The sequence below is a fragment of the Amycolatopsis sp. VC5-11 genome (genome assembly GCF_037034185.1).
GTDB lineage: Bacteria > Actinomycetota > Actinomycetes > Mycobacteriales > Pseudonocardiaceae > Amycolatopsis > Amycolatopsis nivea.
In genome coordinates, this window is record NZ_JBAGKF010000010.1 from 228,382 (window position 1) to 243,951 (window position 15,570).

Annotated in this window: 16 protein-coding genes; 12 read left to right on the top strand and 4 right to left on the bottom strand. The window is 69.1% G+C overall.

Annotation, left to right across the window (positions count from 1 at the left end):
* Window positions 1-3 precede the first annotated feature (3 nt).
* Entirely contained in the window at window positions 4-585 is a 582-nt protein-coding gene (locus WA670_RS28075) for a TetR/AcrR family transcriptional regulator (RefSeq protein ID WP_051729444.1), read from the bottom strand.
* Between the two features lie 584 nt (window positions 586-1,169).
* Between WA670_RS28075 and WA670_RS28080 the strand changes: the two genes are divergently transcribed.
* The 4 genes from WA670_RS28080 to WA670_RS28095 all read left to right on the top strand — a co-directional run bounded on the left by WA670_RS28080 (window position 1,170) and on the right by WA670_RS28095 (window position 4,560).
* Complete coding sequence (locus WA670_RS28080) at window positions 1,170-1,517, top strand: lactococcin 972 family bacteriocin (RefSeq protein WP_167754107.1); 348 nt, start codon at window positions 1,170-1,172, stop codon at window positions 1,515-1,517.
* A gap of 113 nt (window positions 1,518-1,630) precedes the next feature.
* Window positions 1,631-2,587, top strand: a complete 957-nt coding sequence (locus WA670_RS28085) for a hypothetical protein (protein ID WP_336159324.1) — start codon at window positions 1,631-1,633, stop codon at window positions 2,585-2,587.
* Entirely contained in the window at window positions 2,584-3,891 is a 1,308-nt protein-coding gene (locus tag WA670_RS28090; RefSeq protein WP_134728746.1) for a hypothetical protein, read from the top strand. Before WA670_RS28085 ends, WA670_RS28090 begins: the two co-directional genes overlap by 4 nt.
* Before the next feature lie 3 nt (window positions 3,892-3,894).
* Complete coding sequence (locus tag WA670_RS28095) at window positions 3,895-4,560, top strand: ABC transporter ATP-binding protein (protein WP_134728744.1); 666 nt, start codon at window positions 3,895-3,897, stop codon at window positions 4,558-4,560.
* Here WA670_RS28095 and WA670_RS28100 read toward each other — a convergent pair.
* Entirely contained in the window at window positions 4,540-5,532 is a 993-nt protein-coding gene (locus WA670_RS28100; protein WP_134728742.1) for a GlxA family transcriptional regulator, read from the bottom strand. The genes WA670_RS28095 and WA670_RS28100 overlap by 21 nt on opposite strands.
* A gap of 122 nt (window positions 5,533-5,654) precedes the next feature.
* On the opposite strand from WA670_RS28100, the gene WA670_RS28105 reads away from it, so the two are divergent.
* From WA670_RS28105 to WA670_RS28115, 3 genes are read left to right on the top strand one after another with little or no spacing between them, the layout of a single operon-like run.
* Entirely contained in the window at window positions 5,655-6,299 is a 645-nt protein-coding gene (locus WA670_RS28105; RefSeq protein ID WP_134728740.1) for a DJ-1/PfpI family protein, read from the top strand.
* Window positions 6,296-6,745 (top strand): hypothetical protein, encoded by a 450-nt coding sequence (locus tag WA670_RS28110; RefSeq protein WP_134728738.1) that lies wholly within the window; start codon window positions 6,296-6,298, stop codon window positions 6,743-6,745. Before WA670_RS28105 ends, WA670_RS28110 begins: the two co-directional genes overlap by 4 nt.
* A complete protein-coding gene (locus tag WA670_RS28115) occupies window positions 6,742-7,011 on the top strand; it encodes a hypothetical protein (protein ID WP_134728736.1) in 270 nt (89 codons plus the stop codon). Before WA670_RS28110 ends, WA670_RS28115 begins: the two co-directional genes overlap by 4 nt.
* Here the strand turns inward: WA670_RS28115 and WA670_RS28120 are convergent.
* The gene (locus WA670_RS28120; RefSeq protein ID WP_134728734.1) at window positions 6,983-9,643 is read right to left on the bottom strand and encodes an AAA family ATPase; all 2,661 of its coding nucleotides are present in this window, start codon (window positions 9,641-9,643) and stop codon (window positions 6,983-6,985) included. The genes WA670_RS28115 and WA670_RS28120 overlap by 29 nt on opposite strands.
* A 106-nt stretch (window positions 9,644-9,749) precedes the next feature.
* Here WA670_RS28120 and WA670_RS28125 point away from each other — a divergent pair, with 106 nt between their 5' ends.
* The 3 genes from WA670_RS28125 (at window position 9,750) to WA670_RS28135 (ending at window position 12,927) form a co-directional block, all read left to right on the top strand.
* Window positions 9,750-10,592, top strand: coding sequence for an SDR family oxidoreductase (locus tag WA670_RS28125; RefSeq protein WP_037817959.1), 843 nt, complete (start codon window positions 9,750-9,752; stop codon window positions 10,590-10,592).
* A gap of 12 nt (window positions 10,593-10,604) precedes the next feature.
* On the top strand, window positions 10,605-11,021 hold the full coding sequence (locus tag WA670_RS28130; RefSeq protein ID WP_134728732.1) for a Dabb family protein: 417 nt from the start codon (window positions 10,605-10,607) through the stop codon (window positions 11,019-11,021).
* Between the two features lie 298 nt (window positions 11,022-11,319).
* Window positions 11,320-12,927, top strand: a complete 1,608-nt coding sequence (locus WA670_RS28135) for an ABC-F family ATP-binding cassette domain-containing protein (protein ID WP_336159325.1) — start codon at window positions 11,320-11,322, stop codon at window positions 12,925-12,927.
* Here WA670_RS28135 and WA670_RS28140 read toward each other — a convergent pair.
* The gene (locus WA670_RS28140) at window positions 12,911-14,206 is read right to left on the bottom strand and encodes an MFS transporter (protein WP_336159326.1); all 1,296 of its coding nucleotides are present in this window, start codon (window positions 14,204-14,206) and stop codon (window positions 12,911-12,913) included. The genes WA670_RS28135 and WA670_RS28140 overlap by 17 nt on opposite strands.
* 86 nt (window positions 14,207-14,292) lie before the next feature.
* Between WA670_RS28140 and WA670_RS28145 the strand changes: the two genes are divergently transcribed.
* Window positions 14,293-14,649 (top strand): winged helix-turn-helix transcriptional regulator, encoded by a 357-nt coding sequence (locus WA670_RS28145; RefSeq protein ID WP_037817963.1) that lies wholly within the window; start codon window positions 14,293-14,295, stop codon window positions 14,647-14,649.
* 21 nt (window positions 14,650-14,670) lie between these two features.
* Window positions 14,671-15,543 (top strand): cyclase family protein, encoded by an 873-nt coding sequence (locus WA670_RS28150; protein WP_336159327.1) that lies wholly within the window; start codon window positions 14,671-14,673, stop codon window positions 15,541-15,543.
* The last annotated feature ends 27 nt before the right edge of the window (window positions 15,544-15,570 follow it).

The window sequence follows — 15,570 nt, forward strand, 5'->3', positions numbered from 1 at the left end:
ATATTACGAAGCGGCAAGAAGAATCGCGGCCTGCACCGCTTCCTCGGTGCGCACCGCATCACCATGCCGCAGTGCGTCCTCGGCTAGTTTTTCCAGTCCTCCCAACAGGATCAGCGCGCGGGCCCGCGACAGCGGAGCGCCGCCGGACGCGCGGAATTCGTTGCCTGCCGAGATGGCGCGGGCGACGTCGATGTACGCGTCGTGGTTCAGGTCCGGAGCGTCCAGCAGCGGCACGTCGTGAAGGTAGCTCAGCATGAGCGCGGGCCGGGCCTCGACGACGCCGATCCACGCCGTGACGAGCTGGCGGAGTTGCGTCTGCCAGGGCGCGGTGCGGTCGACCGCCGCGGCTACCTGCGCGGATCCGGTCGCGACGGCTTCCTTGAGCAGGGCGGCCAGGCAGGCTTCCTTGGAATCGAAGTGCTCGTAGAAACCGCGGCGGGAGGTGTGCGCGCGGCCGACGAGGTCGCCGATCGTGATCTTCGGGAAGCGTTTTTCCGCGAGCAGCGACTCCAGCGCGCCGGTGAAGCGGCTCCGGTAGGCGCCGGGGCGTTCGACGGGCGGGTGCGGCTCTGCAGCGCGTGACACCGCGCGGGTCCTTCCTGTCCGCGGTTGTCCCGCGATTCTACCAGTCCGGCACCGGCCGGTATTCCGAAACGGGAGCGCGATATCCGCGGAATAGCAAGGGAGGAAAGCACGCGGCGGCATTCGGCGGCGCTGGCTCCTCCGGCTGGCAGTAACGCCGGCGACGCTCCGAGAGCGGTTACGCCATCTCAGTGACATGACGGGAAGACGTTTGGCCGATTGCGGGTACGTTCGGTAGTGTTTTGTTCCAGCGTCAGATTGGGGAGTCGAGCGCTAGGGGGATCCAGGTGTTTTCACCGTTTTTCTTCACGCCGCGCGCTAGACGCGGCACTCTGTGACGAAATAGCTGTTACCGCAGGTCAGCGGGTCTATGGACGGGTGCGTGCGCACCTGTTCTGATCGACCGCGCCTGCTCGCCGGAATGGTCCGGCGCATACGTCCCGCCGGCGTTGGGGGCCGGCGGGGACGACGCGGCTGTTCTCGTCCCGGCATTACCGTGCCGAGGACAAAACCTGAATGTTTTTCGTTCAGGCTGGGGGAACATCCGCTCAGGGGAAATCAGGAAAAAGAATGGGGAAATCATGACAATGGGGTCTGCGTCTCTGAAGATCGCCAGGGTGGCTTCGGTCGCTTCGCTCGCGGTCGTCATGTCCGCGGGGATCGTTTCGGCCGCGAACGCGTCGCCGTCCCGGGCGGCTGTCCCGGCGAGCTGCGGCAGCGCCGGCGGCGGCACCTGGTGCCACGGTTCCGGCAGCGACGGCATCTGGAAGGGCTGCTTCTCGAATTACAACCACCCGAGGAACTACCACAGCTCGACGGCGGCCATCGGCGGCGCCAACGACAAGCGGTACGCGTCGGCGGGTTCCTGGTCCAACGCGCACACCAGGGCGGGCTGGGCCTACACCTGCTACACGTACTACAACCCCAACGCGTGATCGTGGCCTGACGCTCCGGGCATGATCACCACGGCGCGGTGCCGGGCCAACGGGGTCCCGGCACCGCACCTCCACCGCAGCAAGCACGCAGCAGCGACGAGAGCGAGCTTTCCGTGCGACTGATCCTCTCTCTTCTTTTCGCGGGAATACTGTTCGCTGTTCCGGCGGTCGTCCTGATGGACGTGGTTCTCGAGCAGGAAGCGCGCAGCGAGACCGCGGCGGACCGGATCGGAGTGCCGTTCGTCTGGCCGGAACGCCCGCAGACCGCCGATCCGGAGACGACGCTGCGCATTCTCGCCGAAGCGGCGGAGAAGACCGGTGCCACGGTTGTGCGCACCACCGTGAGCACTCAAGCGGACCGCAAGCACATCAAGCATTACGTCTTGCTCGGCGGCGATCGGACGGCGCTGTTCGGCGAATTCGCTCTCGCACAAGGACGCTGGCTGAGCCCGGCGGAATCGCGGAGTGGTTCGGCGACCGTTTCAACGTCCGGCAAAGCGGGAAAAGTCGGGGTGCCAGCGGTTTTCGCGGACCGGTACGAGCTGACGTTCGCGCCGTTGCGCCAGGCGTTCGATTCCTTGCCCAGTTCCGGCCAGTACGTGGTGGACGCTGGGCCCGCCACGGACCGTTTTCTCGGACTCGTCCGCGAGCGGTTGGCGGAAGCGGGCGTCCCGGACGCTGAGCTGACGCCGCCGCAGCGCGGATCGCGGCCGACGACGGAAACCGGACCAGGGCTGCGAATCCTGGCGTATCTGCTGGCCGGTGCGTCCACTGTGGTCATTGCGTTCCGGTTGCTGCGCGAGGGAAAGCGGATCGGCGTGCTTCGCCTGGTCGGGCATCCGACGGCACGGATCTGGTACGAGGTCGTCGGGAGAACGCAGATCGGCGCCACTCTCGCGGGGCTGGGTGCGTGCGCGGCAGTCGTGCTCGTCTCGCCCAGCGTGGACTCGTCGTTCCTGTTCGCGGTGGCGCCGGTGACGGCCGCCGGGTTCGCGGCGACGCTGGGCATCGGGCTGCTCGTCGTCACCCGGGTGCGCATTTCGGATCTCGTCAAAGGAAGTCTGCAGTGAATCACAGGACGCGACACCGTTCGCCCTTCGGTTTGGCGATCGCCGCACCGGCCGTGGTCAAGGCGGTCTGCGGCGCGATTCTCGCGGTGCTGGCCGTGGTGGTCTGGCAGCAGTTCTCCGAACTGGCCAAGCAGCAGGATTTGCTGGCGCCGTGGGAGAAAGTCCAGGGCTACGCGGTCTTCTACCCGCGCATGATCGGAAACGACCAGCAGGAAATGGAAACCGGGGGCAACGCGTCGTCGGTCACGGAAGCCCGCGACCTCTATCCGGTGCTCGACCGGGCGGGCGCGCTCTTCGTCGACGCCGCCAACTACGAGCCGGGCACACCGCCGGACCCGACGTCGCGCTGGCCGGTGCCGCCGATCCGGGTCAACACGCATTACCTCGAGCAGTACCCGATTCTGGACGCCGCGCGGAAGCCGATCACGGTCGCCGCCGACGATCCGGAGTGGGTCGTGGCCGTTCCCGAGCAGTTCAAGCCGCGGGAAGCGCAGATCCGCCAGCTCCTTCAGGAAACCCGCACTGGCGGCCCGGGAATCACCGGGGCGACGCAAGCGGAACAACGCATCACCGGCGATCAGCCGCGGTTCACGAGCCAGCGCGTCCGGATCGTCTGGACCGCTTCGGGGCAAGGCGTGTTCAGCTACGATCCGCAGGTCAATCCCGGGCACGGGAACCTGATCACCGACCCGATCGTCGAGATCATGACCCCGGCGAACAGCCTCGCCGTCGACCGGCTCAACGCGATCACCGGCGGTCTGGACACCGGGCTCAAGGTCCGCGTCGGCGACGATCCGGCCGGCACGCTGGCCGCGCTCGGCCCGAAGCTGAAGCAGCTCAAACTCGACGACAACCTCCAGCACCTCGTCACCGTGCACCAGGCCATGGCCGCGCAGCTCGACCAGGTGCGCGGCGGGATCACGCAGATCGCCGTGTTCGCGGGTGCGGCGCTGTTCGTCCTGGTCGCCCTGACCGCGGTGATCGTGCTCATCGGTTCCGACCGGCTGCGCCGCCGGCTCACTGTGCGCAGACTCCACGGCATCGGCTTCGCCCGGTCGTACCGGGAACTGCTGATCGCCCTCGGCACCACGTGGCTGGGCCAGACCGTGCTGGCTGGGATCGGACTGGCGGTGCTGGCGATGAACACGCTGTCTCCCGCGGATACCACGGCAGGCCCGCTGGACCGGTTACCGGAGCTGGCTGCCATATCAGTGCTCTCGCTGGCGATCGAGGCGATGTTCGTGGTCGTGACCGCTCGCATCCTGGAGCGCCGCAACACAGTCAACCGCTTGAAGGAGCTGTGACCCATGGAATTCTCGTGCGAACTCCGCGGAGTCCGGAAACAGTACGCTGCTCACCTGGACGATTTCGCCCTCCGCGTCAGGCCAGGCGAGTTCATCGCGCTGACCGGCGCGAGCGGGGCCGGGAAGTCGACCGTCCTGAACCTGCTCGGCCTGCTGGAATCGCCGGACGGCGGCGAGGTCCGCCTGTTCGGCGAACGCGCGCCCCGGCCCCGCTCGCGGGCGGCGAATCTGCTGCGCCGCAACCGGTTGGGCTATCTGTTCCAGAACTTCGCGCTCATCGACAACGAGACGGTCGAGCACAATCTGGAGGTCGCGCTCACCTACGCCCAGCGTGGGACGCCGAAGCAGGACCGGATCAAGGAGGCGCTCGCGCAGGTCGGGCTGCGCCGGTCGGAACACCGGAAGATCCACTCGCTGTCCGGCGGCGAACAGCAACGCGTCGCCGTGGCGCGGCTGCTGCTGAAACCGTGCGACCTCGTCCTGGCCGACGAACCGACCGGCTCGCTCGACGCCAAGAACCGGGATCGGGTCCTGGACCTTCTGCAGAAGCTCAACGAGGCGGGCAAGACGATCATCGTGGCGACGCACGACGAAACGGTGGCCGGGCGGTGTTCGCGGGTGGTGGATCTGTCGGCCCGCGAGGCGGAATCAGTCGCCATCGGGCACTGACGCCGCAGGAGTTTTCGCGGGTCCGGCATCCGGTCCCGGCCGGAATACCTTCCGGTACGCGCCGGGTGTCACGCCGACCGCCTGGCCGAACTGGGAACGGAAATTGCTCGTCGTGGGGAATCCGGTCTGCGCGGCGATCCGGTCGACGGTGTGGTCGGTGGTTTCGAGCAGTTCCTGGGCGTGGCGGATGCGCACTCCGGCCACCCATTGCATGGGGCTTTGACCGGTTTCGTCCTTGAACCGCCTGGTGAGCGTGCGCACGCTCATCCCGGCCGCGTCCGCGAGATCCGCGAGCGCGAGGTCCCGGTACGCGTTTTCCTCGATCCACGGCAGGACCTGGTCGAGCGTGGTCGGACGGCTGGGCGCGCGGTTGCGGACGATGTATTGCGCCTGTCCGCCGGGCCGGTGCAACGGCGCGACAGCGAGGCGGGCGGCGTCGGCGGCGACCGCGGTTCCGTAATCGTTCTGGACGATGTGCAGGCACAGATCAATTCCGGCTACCGCACCCGCGGAAGTGAGGATTTTCCCGTTGTCCGTGTAAAGCACGTCGGGATTCACCTGGACTGCCGGGTACTTCCGCTTGAATTGGTCGGCGGCGAGCCAATGCGTGGTCGCGTCCAGGCCGTCGAGCAAACCTGCTTCGGCGAGGGTGAACGCCCCGACGCAGATCGACGCGATTCGGGTACCGCGATCCGCGGCGGCCCGCAACGCGTCGAGGACGGCTGGCGGGGTCGGTGCCAGCGGGTTCTCCCGTCCGGGCACCACGATGAGGTCGGCCCGCTGGAGAGCGTCCAGGCCCTCGTCGACCGCCAGCCGCAACGGACCCGCCGCGATGTCGCGCTCCGGACCGGCGACGAGCGTCCGGTACCCCGGGCGGCCGTCCGGGAGCCGGACGCGTCCGAAGGTCTCGATCGGGGTGGCCAGATCGAAGGGGATCGCGTCGGGGAGAGCGAGCACCGCAGTGGTGTACATCCCTGGATCGTAAGGCATCTCCGTTCTGGCCAGATACCGGTGGAAGCTGTCCAGATAGCCATTGCGGAGATCATCGCGGATGGCTTTCGATGGACGAAAGCGTCCATCGAAAGGAACCACCCATGCTGCGGGCCCAGTTCGTGCTCTTCGACGGGTTCGACCCGCTCGACGTCGTCGCTCCGTTCGAAGTGCTGTCGGCGAGCAGCAAACTCGCCGTCGAACTCGTGAGCGCGGACGGCCCCGGCGTCGTGCGTTCCGGCGTCACCGGGCTCACCCTCACCGCGACCGCCGCGTTCGACCCCGACGCGTCCGGCTACGTCCTCGTCCCCGGTGCCGCCGGCCCGGTGGACGAAGATCCCGACCCGAACGTCGAGACCATCCCCGTCCTGCTGTCGCGCTTCGCTTCGGGGGACGCGAAGCCGTTGCTGCGCCGCGCGTTCGCCAACCCGGACAGCACGGTCGTGACCATCTGCGGTGGTTCGCTCGCGCTGGCGATGGCGGGTTTGCTCGAAGGCCGCACCGCGACGACGCATGTGCTCGGCGTCGACCGGCTCGCGTCCATCGGAGTGAACGCGGTCCGCGCCCGCGTGGTCGACGACGGCGACCTCATCAGCGGCGGTGGCGTCACTTCCGGTCTGGATGTGGCGCTCTACGTGCTGGAGCGCGATTTCGGTTCGCACACCGCGCATGCCGTCGAGCAGCTTTTCGAATACGAACGCCGCGGCACCACCTGGGTCAGCGCGAGCGGTGTCGGTGAAGTCGCGTGAGCGCTTTCCTGCTGTCGATTCACGTCCTGGCGGCCATTCTCGCCATCGGTCCGGTCGCCGTCGCCGCGAGTATGTTCCCGAGCGCGGCGCGGCTCGCCGCTGATGACCCGAAGAAAGCCGCGACGCTGCAGGTTCTGCACCGGACGACCCGCGTCTACGCGGCGATCGGGGTGTTAGTCCCGGTTTTCGGCCTCGCGACCGGCGCGCGGATGGGAGTGCTCGGGGATACCTGGCTGATTATCTCGCTGCTTCTGACAGTCGCCGCCGCCGGGATTCTGGTCGCGCTCATCCTGCCCGGGCAGAAACGTGTTGTCGACGCACTCGGTGCCGATCAGCCGGTGACCGTTCGCCTGGGAATGACGACCGGCATTTTCAACCTGCTCTGGGCGGCGGTCGTCGTTTTGATGATCTACCGCCCCGGCTCAACGACAGGGGTGGGATTGTGAGCCCGAGGCGGATTCTGGAAATCATCGGCGCGGTGGAATTGACGACGCTTGTGCTGATGCTGGGAAACATCGTGACTGTGCACCAGCCGGAGGTCTCGCAGGTGCTGGGTCCAGTGCATGGATTGGCTTACACGGCAACGGTGATCGCCGCGGTGCTGGTGATGCGCGGCCGGCATCGGGTGTGGCTGCTGGCGCTGGTGCCGGGAATCGGCGGGCTTTTGGCGTCCCGGGCTACGCCTAGTCCCGAAGATCAGGCATGTCCCTGAGCTGTCTCCGCGAAGTAATCCCGAGCTTCCGGAAGATGTTCCGCAGATGCGCGTCCACCGTCCGAGGGCTGAGGAACAGCCGCGTAGCCACCTCCTTCGACGTGGCTCCCGCGGCAACCTCGCGCGCGATGTGCATCTCCTGCATGGTCAACCGGTCGTAGGTATGCGAGGAACGGTTGCGCGCCACCTCCCCGGTTGCGCGCAGCTCATCGGCAGCCCGTCGGGCGAACGCCTCCAACCCGATTTTCGACAGTTGCTCATGCGCCGCACGCAATTGCTCGCGCGCATCTCGACGGCGTCCCGCGCGGCGCAGCCATTCCCCGTATCGCAGGTGCGCCCGCGCGACCTGCACGGAAAGCGGGCTGTCTGTGAGATATGACAGCGCCGCGACGTACTCGCCCTCCGCGTCGTTGACCATCCCCCGTGCGCTCGCCGCGATGCCGAGCGCGAAGTTGGTGCCCGCGGGTTCCGTGCGCTCGACCAACGCGTCCAAGGCGGACCGGGCGACGGCGTCCTCCCCGCATCGCACGGCGGCTTCGATCTGCTCGGGCAGCGCGATGCCGGTGAGGAAGAGGTCGCCGCTCGCGATCGCGTGTGTCGCGGCCTCAAGAGCAGCCGGGTACTCGCCGAGGCCGTTGTGCAGTACGGCCATCGCCCAGTGCGCGTTCGCGGTCAGCTGGCCGGTGCGTCGGCTCGTGGCCTCGGCGAACAGGTCGAGGACCTCCTGCCGGCGGCCGCGCATCGCCGCCAGGTGCATTCGCGGGTAGAGCTGCGGCGGATCGCCGAGCGCGTCGGCGATGGCTTCTTCCTCGGCGATCGCGGCCATCGCCTGCCCGAAGTTCCCCGTGAACACCGCGTAGAGCGCGGCCTGCGACAGGCCGAGCCGGACGGTCATCGGCGATCCGGTCGACTCCCCGGTCCGCGCCAGCCAGTCGACGATCGTCCGGTGCAGGTCGAGGTCCCACAGTTCGCCCGCGAGCACGGTCGCCAGTGCGGGTGTGCGGGTCCAGCCCTCGTCGTCGCCGGTGAGAGCCTGCCGGATCGCGGGCACCCCGGCGCGGTGGCCTTCGGTCGTCAGGCGCACGAGTGCGGTGAGAAGGTCCGGCGGCCCGGCCGGGGGAGCGGCGGCGAGCACCTGGTCCAGCACTCCGGCCGGCCTTCCGACGACGAGGCCCATTTCCAGGGCGGCCACCAGGAACTCGCGCGACCGTTCGGGATCGCTCGCGGCGAGCTGCTGCGCGGCCCGCAGGATGATCTCCGGACCGCGAACCGCCCCGTCCGGGCCCTGGACGAAGGCGATCTGCCCGCGCAGCAGATCGACGGAGGCGCGCTGGGGGAGAGCCAACGTCGAGGTGTCGATGCTGGTCAGAAGGTCGGCGGCGGCGTCGGTCCGGCCTGCCGCGAGCGTTGCCCGCGCGGCGGCGAGCGTGCGTTCGACCTGTTTGCCGTGGTCGAGCGACAGCGCGGCGGCCCGTTCGAGGAACGCCGCGGCGGCCGCTACGCCACCGCGGGCCTGCGCGCGCGACGCGGACACCTCCAGCTCTGCCGCGACCTCCTCGTCCGGCCCGGCGGTCGCCTGCGCGCGGTGCCACGCGCGGCGGTCGCCAGCGGTGTCCGGGTCGGTCGAGTCGGCTAGCGCCTGGTGCGCGGTTCGCCGCTGTTTTGGCTCAGCCGCGCGGTAAGCGGCCGAGCGCGCCAGCGGATGACAGAACCGTGCGCGGGTGTCGAACTGGATCAGCCCGGACGCCTCGGCCGCGGCGCTCGCGGCGGGCACGTCGAGGTCCAGCTGCCGGGCGGCCGCCCACAGCAGGCCCGGGTCGCCGGTGGGATCGGCACTGGCGAGGACCAGCAGCTCGCGCGCGTCCGGGGGAAGATCCGCCATCCGGGAGAGGAAACTCCGCTCGATCCGGCTCGCGATCGGCGACGGCGTCGGCAGCGCGAACCCGCCCGCTTTCGGCAGCTCGATCAGGGCCAGCGGGTTGCCGCGAGCCTCGGCGAGCAGGCGATCGCGCACCCGCTCGTCCAGGGTCACGGTCTTCTCCCCGGCCAGCAGCTCGCGGGCGTGCGCGTCGCTGAGCCCGCCGACGGTCAGCCCGGGAAGTTCGTCGAGCCCGGGGACCGGCTCCTGGTCGCGGGCGGCGAAAACCATCGCGATCGGCTCCGCCGAGATGCGCCTGGCCAGGAAAGTCAACGCGCGCGCCGAGGCGGGGTCCAGCCAGTGCGCGTCGTCGATCACGCACAGCAACGGACGTTCCGCCGCGGCCGTGGCCAGCAGTTCCAGGGCGGCGAGGCCGGCGCGGAATGGGTCCGGCGTGCCCTCGGCCAGGCCGAACGCGGTGAGTAGAGACTCGCGGTAAGGCGTCGAGAGGCTGTCGAGGTGGGCCAGCACCGGAACGCACAGCTGGTGCAGCGCCGCGAACGGCATCTCTCCCTCGAACTCCGACCCGGACGCGCGGATGCGCTGAAACCCTTCCGCGGCTTGCTCGACGTGGTCCAGCAGCGCGCTCTTGCCGATGCCCGCCTCGCCGCGCAGCACGAGCACCCCGCCCTCGCCCCGCTCCGCCGCGCGGACCAGCGCGAGAAGGCGGTCGATCTCGTCGTGCCGGCCGATGAGGGAGGGCGTCGTGGGCATAGGCGAAACCTTAGGGGTAGGCGAAGTAGGCGATTGTCACCGACGCGAGCGGCGGGGCGTCCGGACGAAAGTGGGGACAGGCCACCGGAGGAAAGGAAGTTCCACAATGGACACCGTGCTCGTCACCGGCGCGACCGGGACCGTCGGGTCCGCGCTGATTCCCGCTTTGCAAGCGCGCGGCAGCGCTGTCCGCGCCATGACCAGGGGACGTCCCGTCGACGGCGTCGAGACCGTCGTCGCCGACCTGCGCGACCCGGCCTCGCTTGCGGTGGCGCTGAAGGGGGTCGACGCGGTCTTCCTCAACAGCCCCTCCGCCCCCGACGCGGCTGAACTGCAGATTCAGTTCGCGAACCTGGCTCGCGACGCCGGCGTCAACCGGCTCGTGCTGCTCTCCCAGTACGCCGCCCGCCCCGATTCGCCAGTGCGTTTCCTGCGCTGGCATGCCGAGGTGGAGGCACACGTCGCGAAGCTCGGGCTCGACTACACCGTGCTCCGCCCCAACCTCTACTTGCAGGCGTTGCTCAACTTCTCCGCCACCATCGCGCAGGGCTTCATCGCCGCGCCCATCGGCGACGCGGCGGTCAGCGCGATCGACACCCGTGACATCTCAGCCGCCGCCGCTGCCGTATTGACCACTGACGGACACTCCGGCCGCACCTACACCCTCACCGGTCCGCGCGCGGTGACCCACGCCGAGATCGCCGACGCGCTCTCCGCCGTCGCCGGGCGGGACATCGCCTTCCACGACGCATCCGCCGACCAGTTCGCCGCCGCGCTCAACGGTTTGCTCCCGTCGTGGCAGATCGGCGGACTGGTCGAGGACTACGCCCACTACGCGCGCGGTGAGGCCGCCGAGGTGGACCCCGCGGTCGCCGACCTCACCGGGCGCCCCGCCCGCGATCTCACCGATTTCGCCCTCGACTACTCCGCCGCGTTCGCGGCCCGCTGAAAGGGAATTCCGATGATCTACCACAGCATTCGCTTCACCCTCAAGCCCGAGGTCACCGCGGTGGAGAAGACCGAACTCGCCGCGACGATGCGCGAACTGTTCGACCGGATCCCGGCGGTGAAGGCACGCGTCGTCGGCCCGGATTTCGGCGGGAAGTACGAACTGGGCGCCGTCCTGGTGATCGAGGACATCGCGGGATACGCGGAGTACATGAACCACCCCGCGCACCTCGAACTGGACCGGGTGGGGCTGCCGCTGGTCGAGGAGTTCATGTCGTCCGACATCACCGACGACCCGGACCCGGAGACCGGCGCGAAGATCGCCGAGGTCCACCGGAGCCGGTTCGCGAACGTGCCGGACATCGCGGAGCTCATCTCCGGGCTCGCCGAGTACACCGGCAGCGCGGCGCCGGGTAAGCACGGCCACTGACGCCACGCGGGTACGTGAGGGGAATCTGATTCCCGCAGGGTTCCCCTCACGCACCCCGGAGCGTGAGCCGCGTTAATTCGCTGGCGCGGGGCCCGGCCCGCTGGGTAAACTGTCGTCAGTTGTCGCCGTTCATCGGAGAGGTGCATTGATCTTCTGAGGTGTAAAGACACCGCGATCCCGGGCTCTTCCGCCCGTCGCGCGTCTGGCCTCGGATGACGGCACCCTGAAATCGCCTCCCCTGCCCGCGCCGCGGTGTCTCCACGTTCTTGTGTCCGCTTGCGAACGGGGAGTTACGCCTATGTCTTTTTCCATCGTGTGCTCGGAGCTCAGTTTCGCCTGGCCGGACGGCGAGGTCGTCTTCGACGGCTTCTCCGTCGCCATCGCTGAGGGCCGCACCGGATTGATCGGCCTGAACGGGTCCGGGAAATCCACCCTCCTGCGGCTGGTCGCCGGCGAACTGCGGCCGACCGCAGGCTCGATCAGCGTGTCCGGCGACCTCGGCTACCTGCCGCAGAACCTGATCCTCGCCGCCGAGCGCCGCGTCGACGACGTGCTCGGCGTGGCGGAGGTCCGGTCCGCGCTCGCCGCGATCGAACGCGGGGACGCCGCCGAACGCCATTTCGCGACCGTCGGCGACCAGTGGGACGTCGAGGAGCGCACCCGTGCGACGCTCGATCAGCTCGGCCTCTCGCACGTCGCCCTCGACGCGCGGGCGGGGGAGCTGTCCGGCGGCGAGCTGACCCTGCTCGGGCTTGCCGCGCAGTTCCTGCGGCAGCCGGACGTGCTCGTGCTCGACGAACCGACCAACAACCTGGACCTGCGGGCCCGGCGGCTGGTCGGCGAGGCGGTCCGGGCGTGGAAGGGCGTGCTGGTGCTGGTATCCCACGATCGCGAACTGCTGCGGCACGTCGACCGGATCGGAGATCTGCGGTCCGGCGAGGTGACGTTCTACGGCGGCAATCTGGAGGATTACGAAGCGGCGGTGGCCGTCCAGCAGGAGGCGGCTTCGCGGATGCTGCGAGCCGCGGAGTCGGACCTCAAACGGCAGCAGCGCGAGCTGATCGAGGCGCGGACGAAGCTGGACCGGCGGGCCCGGTACGGCCGGAAACAGTGGGAGAACAAGCGCGAGCCCAAAGTGCGGATGCGCAAACGCCAGGAGGACGCGGAAATCGCCGCGGGCAAGCACCGCACGATGCATCTCGACAAGGTGGCGGAGGCCAAGGACCGGGTGAAGGAAGCGGAGGAGGCGATCCGGGCCGACGACGAGATCCGGATCGATCTGCCGGAAACCTCGGTGCCGTCCGGGAAAGAAGTGCTCACTCTGTCCGATGTGGAGCTTCGGAACGGGCTCGCGGTGAACCTCGCCGTGCGCGGGCCGGAGCGGATCGCGCTGGTCGGGCCGAACGGTTCCGGCAAGACCACGTTGCTGCAGACGATCACCGGGGCGATCGAGCCGCGGTCGGGGACTGTCAAGCTGCCGGTGCCGGTGCGCTGGTTGCCGCAACGGCTCGACCTGCTCGATGACACGCTGTCTGCCGCGCAGAACGTGGCGCGGGCGGCGCCTTCCGCGTCGAACAACGAGATCCGCGCTCAGCTCGCGCGGTTCCTGGTGCGCGGCAGCCGGGCGGATCAACCGGCCGGGAGCCTTTCCGGAGGGGAGCGTTTCCGGGCCACGCTGGCGACGTTGCTGCTGGCGGAACCCGCGCCGCAACTGCTGTTGCTGGACGAGCCCACGAACAATCTGGACCTGGCGAGCGTTCGGCAGTTGTCGCAGGCGCTGAAGTCGTACGCGGGTGCGCTGATCGTGGTCAGCCACGATCTCCCGTTCCTGCGCACGATCGGGGCGACGAGGTGGGTGGAACTCGGGTCCACAGTGGAGGAAACGGTGGTCAGCGGATCGCGGTGAGGAGCGTGACTGCTCCCGCCGCGATCAGCGCGGCGGCGAATCCCGTTCCGCCGCCGAGATTGGCAATGGTGCTGAACACCGCGACCCCGCCGCCCGCGCCGATGGCGAAACCCACCTCCTGCGTCGCCCCGGCCGCGCCCGCGTGCTCGGCGGTCGCGGCCTCGAACAGCGCGGTGGTCGCCAAGGTGCCGATCGCGCCATAGCCGAACCCGACCAGCGCGACCGGAAACACCGTGTGACCCAACGGGATCGCGGCGAGCCCGACAGCTTGGATCACCAGCGCAATGGACGTGGACGTCCGGCTGCGCAACCAGTTCACACTGAACGGTGCGACCAAGCCGCCGACCGCGGTAGCCACGGCTTGCGGAGCGAGTGCGAAACCTGCCTCGATCGGCGTTTGCCCTTGCGTGTGCTGGAGTTCGAGGCTGACGAGGTAGAGACAGGCGGCGGCGGTCGCGGCGGAAACGACGATCCGCGCGAACGCCGACGCGAAACCCGGTCGCAGGAACAACCGGACCTGCAACAACGGTTGCCGAAGCCGAAGTTGCCTGCGCACGAACACCATCCCGGCAACTACACCAGCCGCAATGGCCACCATCCCGCGCAATGGTGCGACGGTGATTTCCTGCAGCCCGTACACAATCCCGCCGATCGCCGCCACCGACCACAGCAGGCTCGGAATCTCCCACCCGGCAGCCGACTGCCCGACCGATTCGGGCAGCAACCACACCGCCAACGCGATCGTGAGCACCGCGAGCGGCACCAGCGCGAGGAAAACCCAGCGCCAGCCCGGCCCTTCCGTCAGCAATCCGCCGACGACCGGGCCCAGCGCGTTGCCCGCTCCCAGCACAGTGACCCACATCCCGTTGGCGAACGCGAGATCCCGCCCGGAAAAGAGCGAGCCGATCGTGCCGACGACCCCGGCCAGAATCAACGCGCTGGCCACCCCGAGCAATCCGCGGCACACAATGAGCAACACCGAACTGGTAGCGGCCGCGGCCACCGCGTTCAGCACCGCCAACGCGCTCACCCCGAGCAGCAGCACGCGCTTCCGCCCGTAGCGGTCGCCTGCCCGAGCCGCCCCGACCATCGCGACTGCCAGCGCGAGCGGGTACACGTCGACGATCCACGCCCGCGCCGACGCCGATACCCGCAGTTCGTCCGCGATCCGCGGCAATGCCGTGTTGATCATGCCGAGGGCGAGACTTCCGCCGAGAACCCCAGCCAGCAATGGAATCAGCACGAGCCCGCGCCGCGGCTCCACCCGGGTCAACGCCATGCGACGATCCTGTCCGGACACCCCCGCGATCGACAAGTACGGACTTTGCCGTCCAGTACTGACCGAATGGATAGTGAGGAGGCCGGATGCGCCCGCAAACGGAAAAGGCCGTACGAGCGTGGCGAACGAGCTGCGCCGCCGAGATCACGACGATGGTGTTGGGCGGCGCGTGGAAGCCAAGCATCCTGCACGCACTGGCCGAACACGGCGTGCTGCGCTTCGGGGAACTCTCGCGCCTGCTGTCAGATCTCACCGACCGCGTCCTGACGCGCCAACTCCGCGAACTGGAAGCCGACGGTCTGCTGCGCCGCGTCGTGTACCCGCAGGTGCCGCCGAAGGTGGAATACAGCCTGACGGACCTGGGCGAGAACGCGCAGGAGGTGCTGAACGCAATGGCGGCGTGGGGCCGTTCCTACGCCTCGTACGCGGTCGAGCAGCAGTAGTTTCTCCGTACGATCACGACCATGAGCGAGCGGAACGACCTGCCGAGCAACTGGGGCCGCTGGGGAGCCGACGACGAACTCGGCACGCTGAACCTGATCACCGACGAGGTCCGCGAACGAGCCGCGCGCGAGGTGCGCACCGGCCGCTCGGTGTCCCTGGCGGTGCCGATCCGGCCGGCCCCGGTGCTGAGCGGTCCCTTCCCGCCGCGGACCGCCGAGGAATCGCCGGTCCAGCAGATGATGCTGTACACCGGAAGCCCCGCGATCGCGTACGCGGACGCCCTGACCGTGACGAACCACCACACGCTGTCCACGCATCTGGACGCGCTGGCGCACATCCCGCAGGACGGCCAGGTGTATCCGGGCCGCCCGGCGAACGAGAGCGTCACGATGGGCGGCGTCGTGCACGGCTCCACCACCGCGTTCGCCGAAGGCATCGTGACCAGGGGAATCCTGCTCGATTTCGGCGCCGACGGTCCGGTTCCCGCCGACCGCGCGCTCACCGCGCAGGACCTCGAGGCCGCGGAGGAACGGTTCAACGTCCACGTCGAACCGGGTGACGCCCTCGTCGCGCGGTTCGGCTGGGTGCGGACCCGGTACCGCGGCAACCCCATGCCCGGCATGAGCCTCGACGCGGCGCGGTGGATGCACGACCGCGGGGTGTCTCTGTACGCCGGGGATCTCTCGGACGCCTACCCGCCGGTGTGCTCGCCTCCCGCGATGCACGGGGTCGCCCTCCCTCGGCTGGGGATGCCGTTGATCGACGCGGTGGACGCCGACGACCTGGCCGCGGTGTGCGCGGAGCTGGGGCGGTACAGCTTCCTGTTCGTCGCGGCTCCGCCCCGGATCCTCGGGCTGACGGGGGTGCCGGTCAATCCGGTCGCGGTGTTCTGAGCGGTTTCGCGGTGCCTCGACGGCCGG

What these genes read in the sequence shown, in the direction of transcription:
- WA670_RS28080 (WP_167754107.1), top strand. Translation starts at nt 1,170, where the DNA reads ATGGGGTCTGCGTCTCTGAAGATCGCCAGGGTGGCTTCGGTCGCTTCG.
- WA670_RS28095 (WP_134728744.1), top strand. Translation starts at nt 3,895, where the DNA reads ATGGAATTCTCGTGCGAACTCCGCGGAGTCCGGAAACAGTACGCTGCT.
- WA670_RS28100 (WP_134728742.1), bottom strand. Translation starts at nt 5,532, where the DNA reads ATGTACACCACTGCGGTGCTCGCTCTCCCCGACGCGATCCCCTTCGAT.
- WA670_RS28105 (WP_134728740.1), top strand. Translation starts at nt 5,655, where the DNA reads ATGCTGCGGGCCCAGTTCGTGCTCTTCGACGGGTTCGACCCGCTCGAC.
- WA670_RS28120 (WP_134728734.1), bottom strand. Translation starts at nt 9,643, where the DNA reads ATGCCCACGACGCCCTCCCTCATCGGCCGGCACGACGAGATCGACCGC.
- WA670_RS28125 (WP_037817959.1), top strand. Translation starts at nt 9,750, where the DNA reads ATGGACACCGTGCTCGTCACCGGCGCGACCGGGACCGTCGGGTCCGCG.
- WA670_RS28130 (WP_134728732.1), top strand. Translation starts at nt 10,605, where the DNA reads ATGATCTACCACAGCATTCGCTTCACCCTCAAGCCCGAGGTCACCGCG.
- WA670_RS28135 (WP_336159325.1), top strand. Translation starts at nt 11,320, where the DNA reads ATGTCTTTTTCCATCGTGTGCTCGGAGCTCAGTTTCGCCTGGCCGGAC.
- WA670_RS28140 (WP_336159326.1), bottom strand. Translation starts at nt 14,206, where the DNA reads ATGGCGTTGACCCGGGTGGAGCCGCGGCGCGGGCTCGTGCTGATTCCA.
- WA670_RS28145 (WP_037817963.1), top strand. Translation starts at nt 14,293, where the DNA reads ATGCGCCCGCAAACGGAAAAGGCCGTACGAGCGTGGCGAACGAGCTGC.
- WA670_RS28150 (WP_336159327.1), top strand. Translation starts at nt 14,671, where the DNA reads ATGAGCGAGCGGAACGACCTGCCGAGCAACTGGGGCCGCTGGGGAGCC.